The 20,935-nt window shown below is 70.2% G+C and carries 21 protein-coding genes; 5 read left to right on the top strand and 16 right to left on the bottom strand.

The window, feature by feature from the left end:
- The first annotated feature begins 233 nt into the window (after positions 1–233).
- Positions 234–1,094 (top strand): dimethylargininase, encoded by an 861-nt coding sequence (gene ddaH / locus ACFT4A_RS06020; protein ID WP_382826364.1) that lies wholly within the window; start codon positions 234–236, stop codon positions 1,092–1,094.
- Here the strand turns inward: ddaH and ACFT4A_RS06015 are convergent.
- The 12 genes from ACFT4A_RS06015 to ACFT4A_RS05960 form a co-directional block, all read right to left on the bottom strand.
- Entirely contained in the window at positions 1,057–2,118 is a 1,062-nt protein-coding gene (locus tag ACFT4A_RS06015) for a LysR family transcriptional regulator (protein ID WP_382826362.1), read from the bottom strand. The two genes, ddaH and ACFT4A_RS06015, sit on opposite strands and share 38 nt — an antisense overlap.
- A complete protein-coding gene (locus tag ACFT4A_RS06010; RefSeq protein WP_382826361.1) occupies positions 2,115–3,053 on the bottom strand; it encodes an ABC transporter permease in 939 nt (312 codons plus the stop codon). Before ACFT4A_RS06010 ends, ACFT4A_RS06015 begins: the two co-directional genes overlap by 4 nt.
- The gene (locus ACFT4A_RS06005) at positions 3,040–3,828 is read right to left on the bottom strand and encodes an ABC transporter ATP-binding protein (protein ID WP_382826632.1); all 789 of its coding nucleotides are present in this window, start codon (positions 3,826–3,828) and stop codon (positions 3,040–3,042) included. The genes ACFT4A_RS06010 and ACFT4A_RS06005 overlap by 14 nt, the downstream gene beginning before the upstream one ends.
- Positions 3,829–3,908: 80 nt before the next feature.
- Entirely contained in the window at positions 3,909–5,231 is a 1,323-nt protein-coding gene (locus tag ACFT4A_RS06000; RefSeq protein ID WP_382826359.1) for a sulfate adenylyltransferase subunit 1, read from the bottom strand.
- 2 nt (positions 5,232–5,233) lie between these two features.
- Complete coding sequence (gene cysD / locus ACFT4A_RS05995) at positions 5,234–6,169, bottom strand: sulfate adenylyltransferase subunit CysD (protein ID WP_382826357.1); 936 nt, start codon at positions 6,167–6,169, stop codon at positions 5,234–5,236.
- Positions 6,166–6,714 carry an adenylyl-sulfate kinase gene (gene cysC, locus ACFT4A_RS05990; RefSeq protein WP_382826355.1) on the bottom strand — a complete coding sequence of 183 codons (549 nt, stop codon included), beginning with the start codon at positions 6,712–6,714 and terminating at the stop codon, positions 6,166–6,168. The genes cysD and cysC overlap by 4 nt, the downstream gene beginning before the upstream one ends.
- A complete protein-coding gene (locus tag ACFT4A_RS05985; RefSeq protein WP_382826353.1) occupies positions 6,711–7,529 on the bottom strand; it encodes a 3'(2'),5'-bisphosphate nucleotidase CysQ in 819 nt (272 codons plus the stop codon). Before ACFT4A_RS05985 ends, cysC begins: the two co-directional genes overlap by 4 nt.
- Positions 7,516–8,322, bottom strand: a complete 807-nt coding sequence (locus ACFT4A_RS05980) for an amino acid ABC transporter ATP-binding protein (protein ID WP_382826351.1) — start codon at positions 8,320–8,322, stop codon at positions 7,516–7,518. Before ACFT4A_RS05980 ends, ACFT4A_RS05985 begins: the two co-directional genes overlap by 14 nt.
- Before the next feature lie 3 nt (positions 8,323–8,325).
- Positions 8,326–9,180 carry an amino acid ABC transporter permease gene (locus ACFT4A_RS05975; protein ID WP_382826349.1) on the bottom strand — a complete coding sequence of 285 codons (855 nt, stop codon included), beginning with the start codon at positions 9,178–9,180 and terminating at the stop codon, positions 8,326–8,328.
- 7 nt (positions 9,181–9,187) lie between these two features.
- A complete protein-coding gene (locus ACFT4A_RS05970) occupies positions 9,188–10,030 on the bottom strand; it encodes an ABC transporter substrate-binding protein (RefSeq protein WP_382826347.1) in 843 nt (280 codons plus the stop codon).
- On the bottom strand, positions 10,027–11,343 hold the full coding sequence (locus ACFT4A_RS05965) for an acetyl-CoA carboxylase biotin carboxylase subunit family protein (RefSeq protein ID WP_382826346.1): 1,317 nt from the start codon (positions 11,341–11,343) through the stop codon (positions 10,027–10,029). The genes ACFT4A_RS05970 and ACFT4A_RS05965 overlap by 4 nt, the downstream gene beginning before the upstream one ends.
- An 81-nt stretch (positions 11,344–11,424) precedes the next feature.
- Complete coding sequence (locus ACFT4A_RS05960) at positions 11,425–12,423, bottom strand: hypothetical protein (RefSeq protein ID WP_382826344.1); 999 nt, start codon at positions 12,421–12,423, stop codon at positions 11,425–11,427.
- Between the two features lie 525 nt (positions 12,424–12,948).
- Here ACFT4A_RS05960 and ACFT4A_RS05955 point away from each other — a divergent pair.
- Together ACFT4A_RS05955 and ACFT4A_RS05950 are read left to right on the top strand one after the other, a co-directional pair.
- Positions 12,949–13,731, top strand: coding sequence for an MBL fold metallo-hydrolase (locus tag ACFT4A_RS05955; protein WP_382826343.1), 783 nt, complete (start codon positions 12,949–12,951; stop codon positions 13,729–13,731).
- A 14-nt stretch (positions 13,732–13,745) separates the two neighbouring features.
- A complete protein-coding gene (locus ACFT4A_RS05950) occupies positions 13,746–14,858 on the top strand; it encodes an ABC transporter substrate-binding protein (protein ID WP_382826341.1) in 1,113 nt (370 codons plus the stop codon).
- A gap of 45 nt (positions 14,859–14,903) precedes the next feature.
- Here ACFT4A_RS05950 and ACFT4A_RS05945 read toward each other — a convergent pair whose 3' ends face one another.
- Positions 14,904–16,151, bottom strand: coding sequence for an MBL fold metallo-hydrolase (locus ACFT4A_RS05945; protein WP_382826339.1), 1,248 nt, complete (start codon positions 16,149–16,151; stop codon positions 14,904–14,906).
- Between the two features lie 138 nt (positions 16,152–16,289).
- Between ACFT4A_RS05945 and ACFT4A_RS05940 the strand changes: the two genes are divergently transcribed.
- Positions 16,290–17,468 (top strand): Glu/Leu/Phe/Val dehydrogenase dimerization domain-containing protein, encoded by a 1,179-nt coding sequence (locus ACFT4A_RS05940; RefSeq protein ID WP_382826337.1) that lies wholly within the window; start codon positions 16,290–16,292, stop codon positions 17,466–17,468.
- 63 nt (positions 17,469–17,531) lie between these two features.
- Positions 17,532–18,140 (top strand): TetR/AcrR family transcriptional regulator, encoded by a 609-nt coding sequence (locus ACFT4A_RS05935; RefSeq protein ID WP_382826336.1) that lies wholly within the window; start codon positions 17,532–17,534, stop codon positions 18,138–18,140.
- Between the two features lie 35 nt (positions 18,141–18,175).
- Here ACFT4A_RS05935 and ACFT4A_RS05930 read toward each other — a convergent pair whose 3' ends face one another.
- From ACFT4A_RS05930 to ACFT4A_RS05920, 3 genes are all read right to left on the bottom strand, one after another.
- Positions 18,176–18,961 carry an SGNH/GDSL hydrolase family protein gene (locus ACFT4A_RS05930; protein ID WP_382826631.1) on the bottom strand — a complete coding sequence of 262 codons (786 nt, stop codon included), beginning with the start codon at positions 18,959–18,961 and terminating at the stop codon, positions 18,176–18,178.
- Positions 18,962–19,106: 145 nt separating this feature from the next.
- Positions 19,107–19,823: a DUF6250 domain-containing protein gene (locus tag ACFT4A_RS05925; protein WP_382826335.1), complete on the bottom strand. Its 717-nt coding sequence runs from the start codon at positions 19,821–19,823 to the stop codon at positions 19,107–19,109.
- Between the two features lie 186 nt (positions 19,824–20,009).
- Positions 20,010–20,933, bottom strand: a complete 924-nt coding sequence (locus ACFT4A_RS05920) for a peptidoglycan DD-metalloendopeptidase family protein (RefSeq protein ID WP_382826334.1) — start codon at positions 20,931–20,933, stop codon at positions 20,010–20,012.
- Positions 20,934–20,935: the final 2 nt, after the last annotated feature.

The raw sequence follows: 20,935 nt of genomic DNA, 5'->3' as shown, positions 1-20,935 counted from the left end.
CTGGTGCTTTTCCCACACCCCATCCTTCCCATGCCATATGAGCATTTCCTGTGACCTTCGCAGCGGCTCGAGCGCCCTGTCAAGCGGTTCCTGAAAACATCTCAGACCGCCTGGCCGTGCTATAGAACCGCGTTATGAGCTGATTAGGAGAAGGGATTGGACAGGCCCTCTCCTTTCGTGCGCCACTGGTTAAGCCGTACCGGAATTCCGAAAACTCGCCGGAGGTAGCCCTGATGCTCGATGAGCACTCGCGCGTGTTCCGCAGGCGGCGATATCTCATGTGTCCGCCGACCCATTTCGACGTCACGTACTCGATCAATCCGTGGATGGACCTGAGCAAACCGGTCGACCAACGGCTGGCCGTCACGCAGTGGGAGGGGCTGCGTGACCTGTACGTCGCGCTGGGACACACCGTCGAGTTGATCGATCCCGTGCCGGGCCTGCCGGACATGGTCTTCGCCGCGAACGGGGCCACCGTCGTGGACGGCCGGGTGCTGGGCGCCCGCTTCCGCAACTCGGAGCGCGCCGCCGAAGGGCCCGCCTACGCCGAGTGGTTCCGCAGCCACGGCTTCCCCGAGGTGCGCGAGTCCGACCATGTGAACGAGGGTGAGGGCGACTACCTCGTCACCGGTCGCTGGCTGCTGGCCGGCTGCGGCTTCCGCTCCGACCCGGCGGGCCACCTCAAGGCGCAGGAGTTCTTCCAGCGCCCGGTGGTGAGCCTCACCCTGACCGATCCGCGCTACTACCACCTCGACACCGCTCTCGCCGTGCTCGACGACGACCAGATCATGTACAACCCCGCCGCGTTCTCCCCCGGCAGCCTCGCGGTGCTGCGCGACCTGTTCCCCGACGCGCTGATCGCCTCCGACGACGATGCGGCGGTCTTCGGCCTCAACGCGGTCAGCGACGGATACAACGTGGTCCTGGCACAGGCCGCGACCGGGCTGATCGAGCAGTTGCGCGCGCACGGCTTCCACCCCATCGGCATGGACCTGTCGGAACTGCTGAAGGCCGGCGGCGGCGTCAAGTGCTGCACGCAGGAGATCCGCACACCGCTCACCGCCCAGCACCGGACGGCCGTAGTTCCCGTGTAGCCGGGGGGCGCGGGATCCGGGCGACCGCCGCGGCGTCCGGCGGCCGTATGCGCCGGGCCCGCCCGGGGGCGACGGCGTCCGGCGCGGACGAGGGTGACACGGCCGGTTCGACGGCGCCGTTCACGAACGACACGAAGGTGTGCAGGGCGGCATTGGCGTTGTCCTTCCGCCAGGCCAGCGCCATCGGCACCGCGACCGGCACGGTGAAGGGCTTGAACACCACGCCCGGCACGGCCAGCAGCGCCGCCGACGGCTCGGTGACCAGCGTGATGCCCGCGCCCTGTGCCACGGCCGCCAGCATGTGGGCCTCGTCGGGTTCCAGCCGGCTGATCTCCGGCGCGGCACCCTGTCCGTACACCGCGCCGAGGATGGACTCCCACAGACCGCTGCGCTCACGCGGGAAGAACACCAGTGGCTCGCCGAGGAGTTCCGTCGGCGAGACGCCCGGCCGGTCCGCGAGCGGGTGGCCGGTCGGGACGGCGACGACCACCCGGTCGTAGGCGATGACGGAACACTGGAGGTCGTCGCCGTCGATCGGCGGCCGGATGAAGCCGGCGTCGATCGTGCGCAGCCGGATCCTCTCGACGTTCGAGTGCGTGTGGCCCGTCGCGGTCTCGACCGTCATGTGGGGATACCGCTCCCGGAATCGGCTGGTCAGTTCGGATGCCAGCCCGATGCCGCCCGAGCGGGAGTAGGAGAGAGTGAGCTTCCCGTTGTGACGGCCTGCAAGCACACTGGCGAAGCGGTCGAACTCCTCCGCGTGGGCCAGCAGTTGCCGGGCCTTCGGCACCAGTACCCGGCCCGCGGCCGTCAGGGCGACGCCCTGCCGGTCGCGCTCGAACAGCGGCATGCCGAGCCGGCGCTCCAGCGCCTTGATGCCCTGGGAGAGTCCCGGCTGCGTCATGTGCAGTCGCACCGCCGCCCTGCCGAAGCTCAACTCGTCGGCGACGGCGAGGAAGTAGCGCAGGCTGCGCAGGTCTCCGGTGGTGATGCCCTCGCCCTCGAAGGCGTTCTGACCGTTCACGTCGCACGCTCCAGCAGCCCACGGGTACGCAGCACGTACCGCTCCAATGGTGCGAAGAGAAGGAGTTCGACACAGATGCCGACGCACAGGATCAGCAGGATCGTCGCGAGGACCAGAGGCATGTCCTGCGCCACGCGCCCGTTCTCGAGCATCTGGCCCAGTCCGTACCCCATCTCCGGGGATCCCGCGATGAGTTCGGCGGCCATCAGGGACCGCCACGAGAACGCCCAGCCCTGTTTCAACCCCGCGAGGTAGCCGGGCAGGGCGGCGGGCAGCAGGATGTGACGCACTCCCCGCAGGCCGCGTGCGCCCAGCGACCGCCCGGCGCGCACGAACAGCGGCGGCACCTGGTCCATGCCCGCCACCAGCCCGTTGGCGATGGACGGTACGGCACCCAGCAGCACGACCGCGTAGATGGCCGTGTCCGTCAGGCCGAACCAGATGACCGCGGCCGGGACCCAGGCCACCGAGGGCAGGGACTGCAACCCGGTCAGGATCGGCCCGACCGCGGTCCTGACGGGACGCACACGCCACACGAACAGCCCGAGCGGCGTGCCGATGGCGATCGCCGCCAGGAAGCCGAGGGCTCCACGCGAGACGCTCTGCCCGATCACGCCCAGCGTGGTGCCCAGGTACCACTGCTCCACCAGGGCGTCCCACACCGCACGCGGGCCGGGCAGGACGTAGTCCGGCTTGACCCCCGAAAGGTGGACCAGCTCCCAGACCGTCAGGAACAGGGCGCAGGCGACCACGGGGGGCGCCACGCGCGCCAACAGCACTCTGCCCAGTCTGGCGCCGCCCTTGTGCTGGGTGCTCTGCAGAGCGTCGAGGCCGGTGCTCAGCCCGTGCAGGTCGGTGCTGTCCCGCGAGGTGTCCGGCGGGACGACTGGGGCTTCGGCAGCGTTCCGGGACCGTCTGGTGTCAGCTCCTGGCATGACGGCTTATTTCCTTGCGTAACTCTTCGGTGATTTCCTTCGACTTCTCCGCCACTGCCTCGTCCTCCAGACGCCTGGGGTACGTCAGGTCGATGCGCCACTCGCGGGCGATCCGGCCGGGCCGGGAAGCCATCAGCACCACCCGGCCGCCGAGCCGCACCGCCTCCCGGACGTTGTGGGTCACGAAGAGCACGGACAGACTGCGGGTGTCGGTGGCGGGCTGGTTCCACTCCTGCCACACCCTGATCAGTTCCTCGTGCAACAGGTCGCGGGTGATGGCGTCCAGCGCCGCGAACGGCTCGTCCATCAAAAGGACTTGTGATGACTGGGCCAGGGCGCGGGCCAGCGCGACGCGCTGGCGCATGCCGCCGGACAGCTCGTGCACCCGTTTGCCGTACGCGCCGCTGAGCCGGACGAGTCCCAGCAGACGCTCCGCCTCGGGGCGGCGCTCACGCCGGGGAACTCCTCTGAGCCTGAGCGCCAGTTCGACGTTCTTCCCGGCGGTCAGCCACGGAAACAGGGCATGCTCCTGGAACATCAGCGCCGGGCGCGGGCCCACCGCCGAGACCTCCCCCGCGCTGGGCTCGTCGATCCCCGCCGCCAGCGCGAGCAGGGTGGACTTGCCGCAGCCGGAGGCACCCAGGAGACACACGAACTCGCCGGGCGCGACGGCCAGACCGATGTCGTCGAGCACGAGCTGATCGCGGCCCGGGCGGCCGAAGAACTTGGTCACCCCACGGAGTTCCAGCGCGGGCGGGACGGCGACGGCACGCACCGGGGCCGTGACCGGGGCCGGCGGGGCGCCGGCCGCCGCGAGGGACTCGGCCGTACGCGGACTGTCGTACACCGGCCGGTTCACAAGCCGCCCCCGTAGCCGTCCGTGAAGGCGGCGCCCGCCATGCCCGCGGCCAGCGTGGCACCGTCGGCCGGGTCGATCAGCAGGAAGGATCCGGTGCGGCGCGAGTGCGCGTACCCGTCCATGGCGAGCGGCTCGGAGGTGTGCAGCACGACCGTCGCGATGTCGTTGGCCGTCAGTGACTCCGGCCGGGGGCGGCGCGCCAGGCCGTGCGCCGTGTCGATCCGGTAGGGGAGGTCCTTGACGACCGCCCTGACGGTGCGCGTGGTGTGCTTGAGCAGTACGTGATCCCCCACGGCCAGGGGACGCTCATGCAGGTGGCACACCGTCGCCTCGACGCGCCGGGTGAGTTCGGGCGCGGCCCCGGTCGGCACGACCAGGTCACCGCGCGCGACGTCCAGGGCGTCGGCGAGCAGGACGGTCACGGACTCGGGAGCCGAGGCACGCGGGACGGGGACGCCCAGGGCGTCGATCCCCGCGATGGTCGTCACCTGGCCGGAGGGCAGCAGGGTGACGGACTCTCCGACGCGGAAGCTGCCGGCGGCGATCTGGCCCGCGTATCCGCGGTAGTCGGGGTGCTCGGCGGTCTGCGGCCGGATCACGTACTGCACCGGGAAGCGTGCCTGGTGCCCGGACAGGTCGCGGCTCACCGGGACGGTTTCCAGGTGTTCGAGGACGGTGGGGCCGCCGTACCAGTCCATGTTCGCGGACGGCTCCACGACGTTGTCCCCCGCCAGCGCGGAGATCGGGATCGTGGTGATCTCGGGAACGCCCAGGTCGGTCGCGTACGCGGTCAGTTGCACCGCGATCCGCGCGAACACCGACTCCTCGTATCCGGCGAGGTCCATCTTGTTCACGGCGAGCACCACGTGCGGGACCCGCAGCAGGGCGGCGATGGCGACATGGCGGCGGGTCTGCTCCACCACCCCCTTGCGGGCGTCGACGAGGACGACGGCCAGGTCGGCGGTGGAGGTGCCGGTGACCATGTTCCTGGTGTACTGCTCGTGGCCCGGGGAGTCGGCCAGGATGAACCGGCGCCGCGGGGTGGCGAAGTAGCGGTACGCCACGTCGATGGTGATGCCCTGCTCGCGTTCGGCGCGCAGACCGTCGGTCAGCAGAGCGAGGTCCGGGGTGTCCCGGCCTCGGTTGCGGGAGGCCTGCTCAACGGCCTCCAACTGGTCGGCCAGCACACTCTTGGAGTCGTACAGAAGCCGTCCGACCAGCGTGGACTTGCCGTCGTCGACGGAGCCCGCGGTGGCGAAGCGCAGCAGCGTGGTGGTGTCCGCCGGCCCCTCGGCGGGCTGCTCGGTGGTCGTCCCCATGTCTAGAAGTACCCTTCGCGCTTGCGGTCTTCCATCGCCGCCTCGGAGAGCTTGTCGTCGGCGCGCGTGGCGCCCCGCTCGGTCAGCCGGGTGGCGACGATCTCCGTGATGACCTGCTCGACGGTCCTGGCGTCCGAGTCCACCGCTCCGGTGCAGGACATGTCCCCGACCGTCCGGTAGCGGACCAGTCGCTTCTCCCCCGCTTCCGAGGCGGTGGGTCCGCCCCACTCCCCCGCGGTCAGCCACATCGCGGAGCGCCGGAACACCTCCCGTTCGTGGGCGAAGTAGATCTCCGGCAGCTCGATCCGCTCACGCTGGACGTACTGCCACACATCCAGTTCCGTCCAGTTGGACAACGGGAAGATCCGCACGTGCTCGCCCGGGGCGTGGCGGCCGTTGTAGAGCTGCCACAGCTCGGGACGCTGGCGGCGCGGATCCCACTGCGAGAACTCGTCCCTCAGGGAGAACACCCGTTCCTTGGCCCGCGCCTTCTCCTCGTCCCGGCGTGCGCCGCCGAAGACCGCGTCGAAGCGGTGCTGCCGGATGGCCTCGGTCAGCGGGATGGTCTGGAGCGGGTTGCGGGTGCCGTCGGGGCGTTCGCGCAGGACTCCGCGGTCGATGTAGTCCTGCACGTCGGCCACGAGCAGCCGCAGCCCGTACCGGGCCACCGTGCGGTCCCGGAAGGCGACCACCTCCGGGAAGTTGTGCCCGGTGTCCACGTGCAGCAGCGGGAACGGGACCGGTGCCGGGGCGAAGGCCTTCAGCGCCAGGTGCAGCATGACGATGGAGTCCTTGCCGCCGGAGAACAGCAGCACGGGGTTCTCCAGCTCGCCCGCCACCTCACGGATGATGTGCACCGCCTCCGACTCCAGCGAGTCCAGATGGCTCCAGCCCCGCGACACCGGCGTGTGCGAGTGAGCTGCGGTCGCCCGCGTCACGACAACCCCCTCACGATCAGCAGAGCGTGGAGCGACACGGCGGACTCCTGCACCGTCTGGTTCTGCGTCTCGATGCGCAGGTCCGGGGACTCGGGCACCTCGTAGGGGTCGTCCACCCCTGTCAGGCCGGTCAGTTCGCCCGCGGCCTGCCGGGCGTACAGCCCCTTCACATCGCGCTCGGCACACACCTCCACGGGCGTGGCGACGTGCACCTCCAGAAAGGCGGTCCCGCTCTGTTCATGGCGCTTGCGCACCGCCTCGCGGCTGTCCCGGTACGGGGCGATCACCGGGACGAGTGCGATGATCCGGTTCCGGGCGAGGATCTCGGCGACCAGCCCGATGCGCTGTACGTTCGTGTAGCGGTCCTCGCGGCTGAAGCCGAGGCCGGCCGAGAGGAACGAGCGGATCACGTCACCGTCGAGCACCTCGACGCGATGCCCGTCGCCGCGCAGCCGTTCGGCGAGCGCGGTGGCGATGGTGGTCTTGCCGGAGCTCGGCAGTCCGGTCAGCCAGACGGTACAACCCTGGTGTAAGACAGCCGTCATACCCCCGCGCCCTCCTCGGCGACCGGCCAGTCGGGGCAGACCCGGGCGAACGCCGCCCGGAACCGCTCGTGCAGCTCCGGCGCGCAGACGGCCAGGTCGGGCAGCATCGGATCCGCCCGGTTGTAGCGCGGCACGCTGCCGTCGAGCCTGAGAACGGTGCAGCCGTAGTGGGCGGCGACCGCCGCGGGCGCCGCCGAGTCCCACTCGTACTGGCCGCCGGCGTGCACGTAGAGATCCGCCTCGCCGAGCACGACGGATGCCGTCTTGGCCCCGGCCGAGCCCTGGGGCACGAGATCTGCGCCCAGTTCCCCGGCCAGACGTGTGACGAACTCGGGCGGCCGGGTGCGGCTGACCAGCATCCGGGGACGCCGCCGGACGGCCGCCCGGGGCGGCACCGGGTCGTCGGTGCACAGGACGGTGCCGCGTGCGGGCAGGGCGACGGCCCCCGCCCTCACCTCGCCTTCCTCCCACAGCGCCACGTGCACGGCCCAGTCCTCGCGCGGAGGCTCGGCGAACTCCCGGGTGCCGTCGAGCGGATCGATGATCCAGACCCGGCGCGCCCGCAGCCGGCCGCGGTCGTCGGCCGCCTCCTCCGAGAGGACCGCGTCGTACGGCCGGTGCCGCTTGAGCAGGTCGGCAAGGACGGACTGGGCACCACGGTCCCCGGCCGCCTTCAGCTCGCGCGGGTCGTTGTCCGGCGTCGCCGCCGCCCTGATCGCCATGAGCCGCGCGCCCGCCTCCTCGGCGCAGGCGCGCGCGAAGGCGTGGTCGTCCTGCTGCGCCTCACCCGTGTCGTGTGTGTCAGTGGTACTCATGTGTTCTCCCCGTGCTGGTCTTGCCCGGCCCCGGCCCCGCAGAGCCCTGCGGTCCGAGAACTCGTTGGAGGAAGGTGCGGGTGCGTTCCTGGCGGGGATCGTCGATGACCTGCGACGGCAGGCCCTCCTCGACGATCACGCCGTCGTCCATGAAGACGACGCGGTCGGCCACGTCCCGGGCGAACGCCATCTCGTGCGTGACCACGAGCATCGTCATGCCGTCCAGCCCCAGGTCGCGCATGACGGTGAGTACCTCGCCGACGAGCTCGGGGTCGAGGGCGGAGGTCGGCTCGTCGAAGAGCATCACGCTGGGGTTCATCGCCAGCGCTCGGGCGATGGCGACGCGTTGCTGCTGCCCGCCCGACAGCTGCGCAGGGTAGGCGTCGGCCTTGTCCACGACGCCGACGCGGTCCAGGCAGTCACGCCCGACGCGCTCCGCCTCGGCGCGGTTCCGCTTCAGGACGCGCCGCTGGGCGATGGTCACATTTCCCAGCGCCGTCAGGTGCGGGAACAGATGGAACATCTGGAAGACCATTCCCATGCGTCGGCGGGCCGCGTCCAGGTCGGTGTCGGGGTGGTTCATACGGACACCGTCGACCCGGACGACGCCCGAGGTGGGCTCCTCCAGCATGTTCACGCAGCGCAGCAGCGTGGACTTGCCGGACCCGGAGGGGCCGATGACGCACACGACCTCGCCGGGCGCGATGCTCAGGTCGACTCCCTTGATGACGTCGAGCCCTCCGTACGACTTGTGCAGTCCGACCACTTCGACGGCTGGTTGAGCCGTGGCCATGCGTCAGCCCCTTTCGGCGCGGCGGCTCTCCAGCCGACGCACCAGGATCCCGAGCGGGACGGTGATGAGGAGGTAGCCGAGGCCGGCCACCACGAGCGGGGTGGAATCGGCCTGGTCGGCCGCCACGTCGGAGCCGAACTTGGCGAGTTCGGTGGTGGCCGCCGTGACCCCCAGGACGAACGCCAGCGATGAGTCCTTGAAGAGCAGGACGAGTTCGTTGGTCAGTGGCGGCACGACGATACGCAGGGCCTGCGGCACCACGATCGAGACCATGGCCCGGGTGTGCGACATGCCCAGGCAGCGGGCGCTCTCCATCTGGCCCTTGGGCACGGCCTGGATGCCGGCCCGGAAGGTCTCGGCCATGTACGCCGCCGAGACCAGGCCCAGTGCCAGCGCCACCTGACCGTAGATGTCCCCGGGCAGCGTGAATCCGGGAAAGGCGACCGGGATCCCGAAGCCGATGATCAGGAAGATCACCAACGCCGGCAGTCCCCGGAAGATCTCTATGTAGAGCAGCGCGGTCCAGCGGTGCAACGGTACGGAGGACAGACGCATCAGGGCCAGCACGAGCCCGAGCAGGAAGCCGAGGACGTAGCCGCAGAGTGTGTAGATGACGGTGTTGCGCAGCGCCACCGTGAGCAGGTCGGGGAAGGTCTCGCGGGCGACGCCCAGGTCGAGGAAGTGCTCCTGGACGGCGGCCCAGTCGACCTGCAGGGCCGGCGCGGCGACAACGGTCACGAACACCGCGTACTGCACGATCAGGCTGACGCGTCTGCGGCGGCGCGGGCTGGAACCGGCTGTCGCGGAGGGTGCGGGAGCGGGGTCGAGGTTCAGGGGAGCTGCGGACGTCTTTGCCATGGCTCCCTCAGTGAGTCGCGCTCTGCTCGGGTGGGACACCGAGCCACTTCTGGTGGAGTCGGGCGTAGCTGCCGTCCCGCTTCGCTTCAGCGATCACCTCGTTGAGCACCTTCAGCAGGTGCTCACTGCCCTTCTTCTTCACCACGAAGCCGTAGTGCGCTCCGGTGCTGATGGGCTCTCCGGCCGTGAACTTCCCGGCCAGTTCGGGCTTCTTGAGCCAGCTGGTGACCACGGGGAGGTCCTGCACGATGACGTCGACGCTCCCCGAGCGCAGGGCGGTGAGCTGCTTGCCGGAGTCCTTGTACTCCTGAGGCTCGATGCCCTTGTCCACCGCGGCCTTCATGCTCGTGGTGCCGGTCAGCACGCCGACGCGCAGTTGGCCGGCTTCGGCCTCGTCGAGCGTGGCCACCGGCTTGTCCTCGGGGCTCATCAGGCTGAGCGCCTCGTCGAAGTACGAGTCCGAGAAGGCGACGTTCTTTCTGCGCTCCTCCGTGATCGTGATGCCGGCCGCCGCGACGTCGCACCTGCCGGAGTTGAGCGCCGCTCCGCTCCGGATCGGGTCGAAGTCGATGTCGACGATCTCCTGCTTCACCCCGAGCCGCTCGGCCACCTTGTCCATCAGCGAGATGTCGAAGCCGACGACCTTGCCGTCCCGGGTGAAGGAGAAGGGCTCGTAGGGCACGTTGGTGCAGACCACGATCTTCCCGGCCTTGACCAGCGTGACATTCTTGACCAGCGGTGACGCGGCCTTCTCGGTGGCCGTGCCACCGCAGGACGCGGTGAGGAGAGCCACCGACAGCATCGCGCCGCCGACGGCCCGGCGGCGTCTGTGGTGGGGCGACGCCGTCACGGAGTCTTCTGCCCTTGCGTCTCGCCGGCATCGACGACTTCCACGTCGAGCTTCTCCGCGAGGGCGCGGGCCACGTCGTGGACGACGGCCGGGTCCTGGCCGGGCTGCCAGGGGTGCCACACGGACAGCAGGCCGGTGAAGTCGAAGCCCTTCTCACCGGAGACGACGTCCGTGCCGGGCTTGGCCACCGGGAAGTACGTGCGGAAGTACGGCGAGTGCATGGCCTCGCCCACGCTGTTGCGCACGACCCGCCCGTTGCGGTAGACGACCTTGGCGCACACGGTCATCCGGGGCGACTGCTTCCGGTTCTCCTGGGCGAGGATGTCCTCGACGCTCTCGCCGCACGCCGCGCGCAGGAACATGCGCACGAAGTCGATGGCGTAGACGTCCTTGATGTGCCGGTAGACGTGACCGCCGGAGACGCGGATCGAGAACTCGACGACCCGGTAGCGCCCTTCGGCGTCCTGCCGCATCTCGGCGTTGAACAGGCCGTGCTTCACGCCGAGCGCACGGGTGATGCTCGCGGCGATGCCGGCGACCTCGTCCTCGTGCTCCGGGGTCTTGAACGGCAGCGTGTACAGGTCCTCTTCGAAGTGCGGGCCGGCCGAGTGCTTCTTGTTGTGGACGCCGCCGAGGATGAACTGCCCGTCGAGTACGACGCCGTCGAGAGTGATCTCCTCGCCCGGCAGGTACTCCTCGAGGACCGCCCAGGACTCCGGGGCGCCGGAGAAGTAGAAGTTGCGTCCGCTTTCGATGTAGCCCTGGATCACCTTGAGCGAGGCCCTCAACCGGTCCACGTCGCTGACGAGTTCGACGCAGTCGCTGGCGGCGGCCCGGGTCGGCTTCACCATGAGCGGCAGTCCTCGGGCGGTGGCCGCCTGGACGGCCGACTCGATGTCGGTGACCGGGTGGAACCAGACCGAAGGGATGTCGTGCTCGGCCAGGAACGTCCGCTGGCGCAGCTTGTCGCGGCAGATGCGGGCGGCCTCGGGGATCGCCCAGTCGAGGCCGAGTTCCGCGTTGGCGTCCTCGACGATCTCGATGTCCGGCTCGATGAAGGTGACGACGGCGGAGGCGCCGCGTTCCCGGGCGGTCTCGACGGCGGCCTTCACGAAGTCACGCTGGTCGGAGTCGTGCGGGAGCCGGCGTACGGAGGCGAAACGGGGGTCGTTCGCCCAGGGCTCCGTGTCAACGGTGAGGAGGTGGGTCCGTATGTCCAGGTCGAGCAGGGTCTGAACGTGGTCCGGGGACGTGCTCAGCCCGCGTCTCATCACGAGGACGAGGGTGCGTGTCCGGTCGGTGACCTTTGTCATGCGGCTTCGGAGCTCCTTGGTTCGGCGTACGAGGGAACAGAGTCCGCGGGCGACGGCCCAGGGCGGGGTTCTGGCCGGGGCTCAGGCGGGGTAGCCGTACAGCTCCAGGGCCTTGGCCAGGCGCTCGTGCGCGAGCTGTTCGACCCGTGGGGTGAACGCCTCCCGCCAGCTGCCGATCTGGCCCTTGAAGAAGGAGAAGGAGTCCCTGCGGAAGATCCCGTCGGAGGTCTTCTCGGGGTCCGCGTCGGCACCGACGAACTCGATCACACGCCGTACCACGTCGAGCTGGGCCTCGGCCGAGCCACCGCCCTGCGCCCCCACCATTTCCTCGAACGATATGTTGCAGACCTTGGGGTGGTTCAGCAGCCAGAGCATCCGCTCATGGTCGCCGCTGCCCGGGAAGGCCGGATCCGACAGCGCGTAGAGAAGGCGCTCCTCCAAGGATCCCTTGGCGGCCAGAATGTTGTTGAAAACCTGGAACTCGCTGAAGTTGCCGAATCCCTGAGCGGTCCTCCCGAGCAGGAAGTTCACCATCGAGAGAACCATGTCCCGGGGATCGCGGTACATGAAGAGGATGCGCGGCTCACCGGTCCGGGACCATTCCTCGATGAATTTCCCATCGACCTTCTTGATGTCGAGTTCCGGAACGATCCAGCAGGTGTTCTCCGGCGTCCAGGAGAAAGGTGTGTCCGAGGTGCGCCGCAGGGCGTTGTCGACGGCTTCGGTATGAGTGAGCTGAGCGCCGTAGCGGTTGACCAGAGGCATTCCGAGACGCTGTTGCCAGGCCCAGCCGAGCGCCTCCCAGGCCTGGTCCGCGCCGGCCCGGTAGGCCTCTTCCCCCTGCTTCTTGAGGGCTTCGGCCGCATGGTCGCCGTGCACCATGCGCACGACTCGATCACGCGTCTCGTCACCCAGAACCGGCCGGATTTCCTGTGGGATCCTGGACTGGCCGTAGATCTTGTAGCCGAGAGCCAGCATCAGCTCCTGTACGAGATGGGTGCCGGATTTCATCAGCGAGACAACAATGACTCTTTCCGCCCGAATACCGCTGACATCCGGAACCTGTTGCTGCACAGCCATCCCCTCACTTGCCAGCCGATGACTTTTGTCAATCAACGGACAACTCTGACTCTAATGTTGATTAAATCGTTGCAAGCCCTTGACATCAATGTCAACCAAAGAAACTTCTGCCCCATCCGTCCAGGGCGCCTTTCAGCCAAGAATGTTTCACCTTTGACACCCTCCCCACCCCCACGGCACTGATAAGTGCCCCTTATGGCGAAAAGGGGCGAACGGAACAATCACCTCACCCCGTGGCGCCGGGTCACCCCCGTGAACTCGCACCGCTCATAACGTTTGCTTTCGCTTAGCCGCCGCAAAGAAATGGAGGGGGGTATTCCGGGCGGCGGGGGACGGTGCGCATTGCAGCTTGCGTCGGCCATCCGATTGTCCGAGAAGCCCCCGTGAAGGCACATCGACCGGCCGATTCGCCCAGAATCCCCGACTCACCCTTGACGACCGCACCGAGTTCAGCACTCACGGATGGGGCGTAAGATCGGAATTCCCGTCAGCTCGCCTGGCCGTACGTCCGAACAGGAACAGCGCATGATGCACCTCACCGTCCTGGGCGGCTGCGGAGCATGGCCGGTCAAGGACCAGCCGTGCAGCGGATATCTGGTGGAGAGCGAGGGTTTCCGCCTGTTCGTCGACCCCGGTTACGCGACGTTCCCCGCGCTCCAGGAGCATCTGACGGCCGAGCAGGTCGACGCCGTCCTGGTCACGCACGGGCACCCGGACCACTGCGCCGACCTCAATCCCCTGCTGCGTGCCCGCGCCCTCACCGAGGAGCCACCGGCCGCCCTGCCCGTGTACACGCTGCCCTCGGCGCTGGACGCCGTGCTCTCCCTGGACCGTCCCGGGATGCTGAGGGGCTCCTTCGAACTGCGCGAGTTCCAGGGCGGCGACAGCTTCGAGATCGGCCCCTTCCGTATCGACACGCGCCTGCTGCCGCACTTCGTCCCGAACGCGGGCGTACGACTGACCGCGGGCGGCACGTCCCTGGCCTACACCGGGGACACCGGGCCCAGTCCCGAGGTGACCGCCTTGGCGCGGGACGCCGACGTGCTGCTGTCCGAAGCCACGTATGTCGATCAAGTACCGCGTGCCGACGAGGAGTTCCTCTTGAGCGCACGTATGGCGGGTGAGTACGCTGAGGCGGCCGGGGCAGCACGGCTACTGCTCACACATCTGTGGCCGGGCACCGGTCAGGCACCAGCCGTGAGCGCGGCTGCCCGGGCCTTCACCGGACCGATCGACGTGGCGCGCCCCGGCCTCGTGGCCCATGTCCCCGCGGCCGTCTCCCCTCCCTCCGCCGGTCTCCACACCTGACCTCGAGGACCCGCATGCGCCTTGCCCCGTTACCGTCAGTGCCCCTGATCCGGCTGGCCGCGGCGGTGGTGGCGCTCACCGTCGCACTGAGCCTGCTGGCGGGATGCGGATACGGAAAGAACCGGCCGATCGCGGCGGACGCGGCGGGGGCACCCGCCCGGGGCCCCAAGCTCTCCGTCGACACCGTGCGCGTCGGCTACCTGCCCAACCTCACCCATGCCACCGCGCTCGTGGGCCTCGAGCGGGGCTTCTTCGCCCGGGAGCTGAAGGGCACCGCGCTCGCTCCCCGCAGCTTCAACGCCGGCCCGGCCGTGATCGAGGCCCTCAACGCCGGTTCCGTGGACATCGCGTGGACCGGACCGTCACCCGCGATCAACGGATATCTGCGGTCGGGCGGGGACGCGCTGCGGATCGTGGCGGGCGCGGCCTCCGGCGGAGTGCGGCTCGTGGTGAACCCCGACCGCATTCGCTCCCTGAACGAGGTGAAGGGCAAGCGGATCGCCACGCCGCAACTGGGCAACACCCAGGACGTGGCGTTCCTGCACTGGGCGGCGAGCCGTGGGTGGAAGATCGACCCGGTGACCGGCCGGGGTGACGTCTCCCTGATCCGCACCGACAACCGGGTGACGGTGGACGCCTTCCGTTCCGGATCGCTGGACGGTGCCTGGGTTCCCGAGCCGACTGCCTCGATCCTGGTCGCGGAGGGCGCGCGCGTGCTGCTGGACGAGGCGGACCTGTGGCCCGATCGCCGGTTCGTCACGACGAACGTCATCGTCTCGCCCAGGTTCCTGGCGAAACACCGGGACGTGGTCGACGCGGTCGTACGGGCTTCCGTCGCCGCCAATGCCTGGATCGCCGAACACCCCGAAGAAGCCAGGACCACGGCCGGCGCCCACCTCGAGCGCTTGACGGGGCAGGCGCTTCCCGCCGCCGTGCTCGACGCCGCCTGGCAGGGCATCACGTTCACGAACGATCCGCTGGCCCCGACCCTGCGCGCCCAGGCCCGGCACGCCGCCCGGTTGCACCTGCTCGAATCGGATGACCTGACGGGGATCTACGATCTTGGCCCGCTCAAGAGGGCCTTGCGGTCCGCGGGGCTTCCGCCGGTCACGGATGATGGGCCCTGACCCCGGCGGCGGACCTCCCCACTCCTGAGGCGCCGCGCCGCCGGATCACTTCTCACCCGCGAGGTCGAGACCGTCCGGAGCCGTCGGAGCCGTCGCAGCTGTCGGAGCGGTCGGCACGGGCGACACTCCGGGCGGAGTGGCCGGCGCGGTGGCCCCCCTCGTGGTATCGCGCCACGGCCGGGCGATGGGTGCGGCCACCGCCTGCCACCAAGGCTGCCCGGGAAGCTTCCCAGCCGGTTCGAAGGGCTCGCCCGGCCGGGGGAACGCCACGTCCTGTCCCGCCTCCCCGGCCAGGTCCTTCGTCCACTCCCCCGGCTCCGCCCAGGCATGGGTGGCGAGGTTGAACGTGCCCCAGTGGATCGGCAGCAGCACGCCGTGCGGCTTGCCTCCTTGCAGGTCGAGGTGAGCCCGGAGCCCTTCCGGGGGCGTCATGTGGATGTCGGGCCAGAAGTCGGAGTAGGCGCCGATCTGGATCATCGTGGCGTCGAACGGCCCGTGCTCGGCGCCGATCTCCTTGAAGCCCTCGAAGTAGCCGGTGTCGCCACTGTGGTAGATCCGGTGCTCCTCGCCGGCGACGACCCAGGAGGCCCACAGCGTGTGCTGGGTGTTGCGCAGGCCCCGGCCGCAGAAGTGCCGGGCCGGGGTGGCGGTCAGGGCGAGGCCGCCGATCTTCGTGGTCTCGTGCCAGTCCAGTTCGCGCAGCCGGTCGGCGGACACGCCCCAGTGCTCCAGGTGCGCGCCGACGCCGAGCGGCACGGCGAACAGGGTGTCCGTGCCGGCCAGGGCCTTGATGGTGGGCATGTCCAGGTGGTCGTAGTGGTCGTGCGAGATGACCACCACGTCGACCGGGCCGAGCGCGGCCAGCGGCAGGGGCGCCGGGTGCAGCCGCTTGGGTCCGGCGAAGGGGAACGGGGAGCAGCGCTCGCCCCACACCGGGTCGAACAGGACCCGTCGGCCGTCGATCTCCGCGAGCACGCTGGAGTGCCCCATCCAGGTCAGCCGCAGCCCGGTGGCCGGGGGCCGGGCGATGTCGGCGAGGGTGGTGGAGTGCATCGGCACCGTGCCCTTGGGGCTGCGGCGGGGCCGGGTCTCCTTGTCGAAGAAGACCTTCGCGAAGTCCAGGGTGGAGCCCGAGGGCCGGGTCCGCGCGGGGCCGCCGGGGTTCTGGAAGACCCCGTCCTCGAAATGGGGTGATCTGCGGATGCGCGCCATGCGCTCACCGCGCGGATCCGCGCCGAACGCCCCGGGCCGCAGCGCACGGAGCCCGGTGCTCAGGGAACGGAAACCGGCCACGGTACCTCCAAGTGGAGTCGGTCAGGCTTTCCATTATGGTCGGCCCCTCCGACAACACCGGGGCACAGGGGTCCCTCCGAGCGTGATACTGACCCTTGATTCAGTAACACCGTCAGCGACCCCGGCGAAGGAGCCCGTATGGCCGGCCCCCTGCTGTCCCTCACCTGGACCGACCACCTCACCGGTCACCAGGGCTTTCTGGTCGTGGACCGGCTGGTGCGCGGTGTCGCCAGCGGCGGTCTGCGGATGCGCGCGGGCTGCACCCTGGAGGAGGTCACCGGCCTGGCCCGCGGGATGACCATGAAGGAGGCCCTGCACTACGACCCCGAGAGCCGCTACGTCCCGCTCGGCGGTGCGAAGGGCGGCATCGACTGCGACCCCCGGGACCCGGAGGCGTACCCCCTGCTCGTGCGCTATCTGCGCGCGATGCGGCCGTACATCGAGAGCTGCTGGACGACAGGCGAGGACCTCGGGCTCACCCAGGACCTGGTGGACCGGGCCGCCGCCGAGGCGGGGCTGGTCTCCTCCATACAGGCCGTGTATCCGCTGCTGGACGACGAGGCCGAGGCGCGGCGGCGGCTCGGGGACGCGTTCGCGGTCGAGGTGGACGGCCTCGGTCTCGACGAGCTGGTCGGCGGCTGCGGTGTGGCCGAGGCGGCCCTCACGGCCCTGGACCGGGCCGGCGTGCCGTACGCGGGGACGCGGGTCGCCCTCCAGGGGCTGGGCACGATGGGCGGGGCGACCGCCCGCTTCCTCACGCGCGCGGGGCTCACGGTCGTGGCCGTCGCCGACCTCAAGGGCACGATCGCCAACCCGGCGGGCCTGGACGTCGAGGCGCTGCTCGCCGCGCGGGACGCCCACGGCACCGTGGACCGCTCCGCGCTGCGGCCCGGCGACCGCGACCTGCCCGGCGACGCGTGGCTGTCGGCCGACACGGACGTCCTGGTACCCGCGGCCGTCTCGTACGCGATCGACTCCGGGAACCAGGAGCGGATCACCGCCCGCTGGGTCGTCGAGGCGGCCAACATGCCGGTACGACCGGAGGCGGAGCTGCTGCTGGCCGCGCGCGGGGTGACCGTGCTGCCGGACGTGGTGGTCAACTCCGGCACGAACGCCTGGTGGTGGTGGACGCTCTTCGGGGACATCGGCGCCGACGCGGAGGAAGCGTTCGCCCACACCCGTGGCTCGATGCGGACCCTGGTCGAGCGGATGCTGGCCCGCGCGCAGGCCGACGGGACGACACCGCGAGCCGCCGCGCACGCGATCGCGGCGGACCGGCTTCCGGTGATCGCGGAGCGCTTCGGCTGGTACCGCTGAGGGACGGCGAACCGGCCGAATCCACACGTCAAGGGGGTGCACGCGCGTGTGTAGGGTGACGGCGTGACGAGAGTCCGGTTGAGCGTGGCGGAACGGCGCGGTGATCTGCTGCGGGCCGCCGTCGAGCAGATCGAGGCCCGGGGTGTGACGGCGGTCCGCATCGCCGACATCGCCTCGGTGCTCGGTGTGAGCAACGCGCTGGTCCTCTATCACTTCTCGACGAAGGAACAGCTGGTCGCCGCCGCGTTCCGGCACGCGGCGGAGGGCGACCTCGCGCATCTGCGCAAGCTGCTGGGACGCCGTACGTCGGCGCTGCGCCGGCTGCGGTCGGCCGTACGGTGGTACGCCCCGACGGGCCAGGCCAAGGGCTGGCGGCTGTGGATCGAGGGCTGGGCGGCGGCGCTGCGCGAGCCCGCGCTGCGGGAGGTCGCCCAGGAGCTCGACCGGCAGTGGAAGGCGGCCATCGCCGAGGTCATCGCGGAGGGCGTCGCGGTCGGCGAGTTCCACTGCCCCGACCCGCACGGCACGGCCCTGCGCCTGACCGCCCTGCTCGACGGTCTCGCCGTCCAGCTGACGTCCTACGAGGGCGCGGTGCCACGGGCGCGGGCGCAGGAGTGGGTGGAGGACGCGCTGTCCCGCGAACTGGGTCTGGACTCAGCGGCCTTGCCGTGAGCCGGTCACACCCGGGCACCCCCGCCCCAGCGCACTCACGCCACCGAACCGATCCGCATCCTGATGTCCTCCGGCGACAGCGCCCCCTTGGCCGTCACATGGTCCCCCGACGACTCCCCGCGCAACCGGCGCCCGATCCACGGCACCAGGAACTCGCGCGCCCAGTGGACGTTGTCCCGCCGGACGTCGAGGGTGCCGCGGGGCGGCAGCGGGGGCCACTCCTGCTCGGGGTCGGCCGGCACCTCGAGGCCGAGCACCTGACCCGCCCGGAGCGCCACGCGCGTGTGCCCGTCGGGCGACAGGTGCAGCCGGTCGGCGTCCCAGGCCCGACGGTCCTGGACACTGCGCAGGGACCACAGGTCGAGCACCGGGCAGCCGTACCGGTCGGCGACGGCCCGGACATGCCCGTTGTACGTGGCGATCTTGCCGCGCAGATGCTTGAGCACGGGCACGCCACGGGTGTCGAACCCGGTCGTCACCATCACCGTGCCGGCCACCGCGGTCAGCTGGGCGATGGCCCGTTCGAACCGCTCGGCCACCTCGTCCGGGTCGGTGCCGGGCCGGATGATGTCGTTGCCCCCGGCGCAGAAGGAGACGAGGTCCGGGGCCATGTCTACGGCCCTCGGAAGCTGGTTCGCCACGATCTGGTCGAGGAGTTTTCCGCGTACGGCGAGGTTGGTGTACCGGAAGTCGCCTTCGGGCCTGCGGTCGGCGAGCAGCACGGCGAACCGGTCGGCCCAGCCGACGAACGCCCCGTCGGGGCCGGGATCACCGACGCCCTCGGTGAAGCTGTCCCCCACCGCCACGTACGACCCGATCACTGCTCTGCTGTCACTCTTCGAATCGTCTGCCACAGCAGCTCATGATTCACCCTCGAATGTGACCTACGCGACCGTAGGCAGGGGTTGACGGGCGGTGAGATAAGCCACTCCTAAAGTGTTCGCCAACTCCGGAATAGGCCACCCTTCAGGGATGTTGCGGGGTCAGTCGCCAGACCCGGAAGCCCGTGATCCGGAAGTGGCTCCACACGGTCCGGAAGGCGAAGTGCCCGCTCGTGTACGGCTGCGGGTCGGTGTAGTCGAAGACGAGCCGCCCGTTGTTCCACCAGCGCACCGTCGACCCGTCGGAGACGATCCGGACCCGGTTCGGCTCGCCCGGGACCAGCAGCGGCTCGGTGTAGTCGTAGACCAAGGGGCGCACACCGGCCTGGCCGACGTAACGCCGCAGCCGGGTCGTGGTGTTGTAGTTGGCGCCGAACCCGGCGTAGTACGTCGTCAGGTGGTCGTACTCCTCCAGCGCCCCGCCACGCGGCGTCGCGAAGAGGTCGCCCGGGGAGCGGACGTCGGTCGCGTTCCAGAAGTTGTTGAGGTCCGAGACCCGGTCGTTCACCCCGCCCTCGGAGACGGGCGTGGCGGTGTACTCGAGGACGTACGGCCCTTCGAGGCGACGCCGGAACCAGACGGTCGCTCCGCTCGGCACGTCGATGTCCAGGACGCCGCGGGAGGCGGTGACCGTGCCGCCGCCCTGGAGTTCGGTCGCCCACTGGGCGAGGCCGTGGCAGAAGTCGTCGTGGGCGATCAGGCGGCGGTGACGGGGCGCGGCGTTCGCGGTCGCCGTCGGGGCGAGGGCGGCCAGGGCGGCTCCGGCCGCCAGGGCTCCGAACGTTCTCCGGGTGGTCGGCACGGGACACAGCTCCTTCAGAAAGCGCTTGCACTCACGACGGGATCACTGTGTCCCAACTGCCGCTTCCTGTCGATCCCTTGAGGCCCTTGAGGCGAAAGGCGATCGACGGCCGCACACACCGAAGGCCGGACCCGGGGATCGGGGTCCGGCCTTCGGCCGCGTGTCAGGCAGGTGTCGTGCGATCGGTCAGCCCACGGAGACGCCGTGCGAGCGCAGGTAGGCGACCGGGTCCACGTCCGAGCCGTAGTCGGGCGAGGTGCGGATCTCGAAGTGCAGGTGCGGCCCGGTCACGTTGCCGGTCGCACCGGACAGACCGATCTGCTGCCCGGCCGTCACGGTCTGGCCGGCCGAGACGGAGAGCTGGGACAGGTGGGCGTACTGCGCGTACTTGCCGTCCTCGAGCTGGATGACGACCTGGTTGCCGTACGCGCCGCCCCAGCCGGCGGAGACGACCGTGCCCGCGCCGACGGCCTTGAGCGAGGTGCCGGTCGGGACGACGAAGTCGACACCGGTGTGGTAGCCGCTGGACCACATGCTGCCGGACATGTGGTACGGGGTGCCGACGGCGGCGCCGTCCACCGGGAGGCTGAAGCCGGAGGCCTCGGCGGCCGGCTTGGCGGCGGCCGGCTTCGCGGCGGTGTCGGCCTTGGAGGACGACTCGACGGCGGACGACTTCTCGGCCGACGCCTTCGGCTTCTCGGCCGCCTTCGGCGCGGACGACTGCGTCTTGGGCGCGCTCGCCGCCTTGTCGCCGACCGAGAGCTCGAGACCTGGGTGGATCAGCGACGGGTCGGAGCCGACCACGTCACGGTTGTCGTCGTAGAGCTTCTTCCAGCCGCCGCTGACGTTCTGGTCGTCGGCGATCTTCGCGAGATAGTCGCCGGCCTTCACGGTGTACGTGTGGGCGCCCGTGGCCTTTTCGGCGGCCTTCTTCTCAGCGGCCGGAGCGGACTGGACGGCCTTTTCCGGAGCCGACTGCGGGGTCGCGGCGTGGGCGCCGGCGGCACCCATGAGCGGAAGGGCGAGGGCGGCCCCGCCGGTTCCGGCGACGGCTATGGAGCGGGTGAAACGCTGGGACTTCGGGCGGCGGTGCTTACCCTTCGCGGGCATGG

This window comes from Streptomyces sp. NPDC057099, from assembly GCF_042671245.1.
Classification (GTDB): Bacteria; Actinomycetota; Actinomycetes; order Streptomycetales; family Streptomycetaceae; genus Streptomyces; species Streptomyces purpurascens.
The sequence above is the reverse complement of the archived record's forward strand: the minus strand, read 5'-3'. Positions and strand labels throughout refer to the sequence as shown.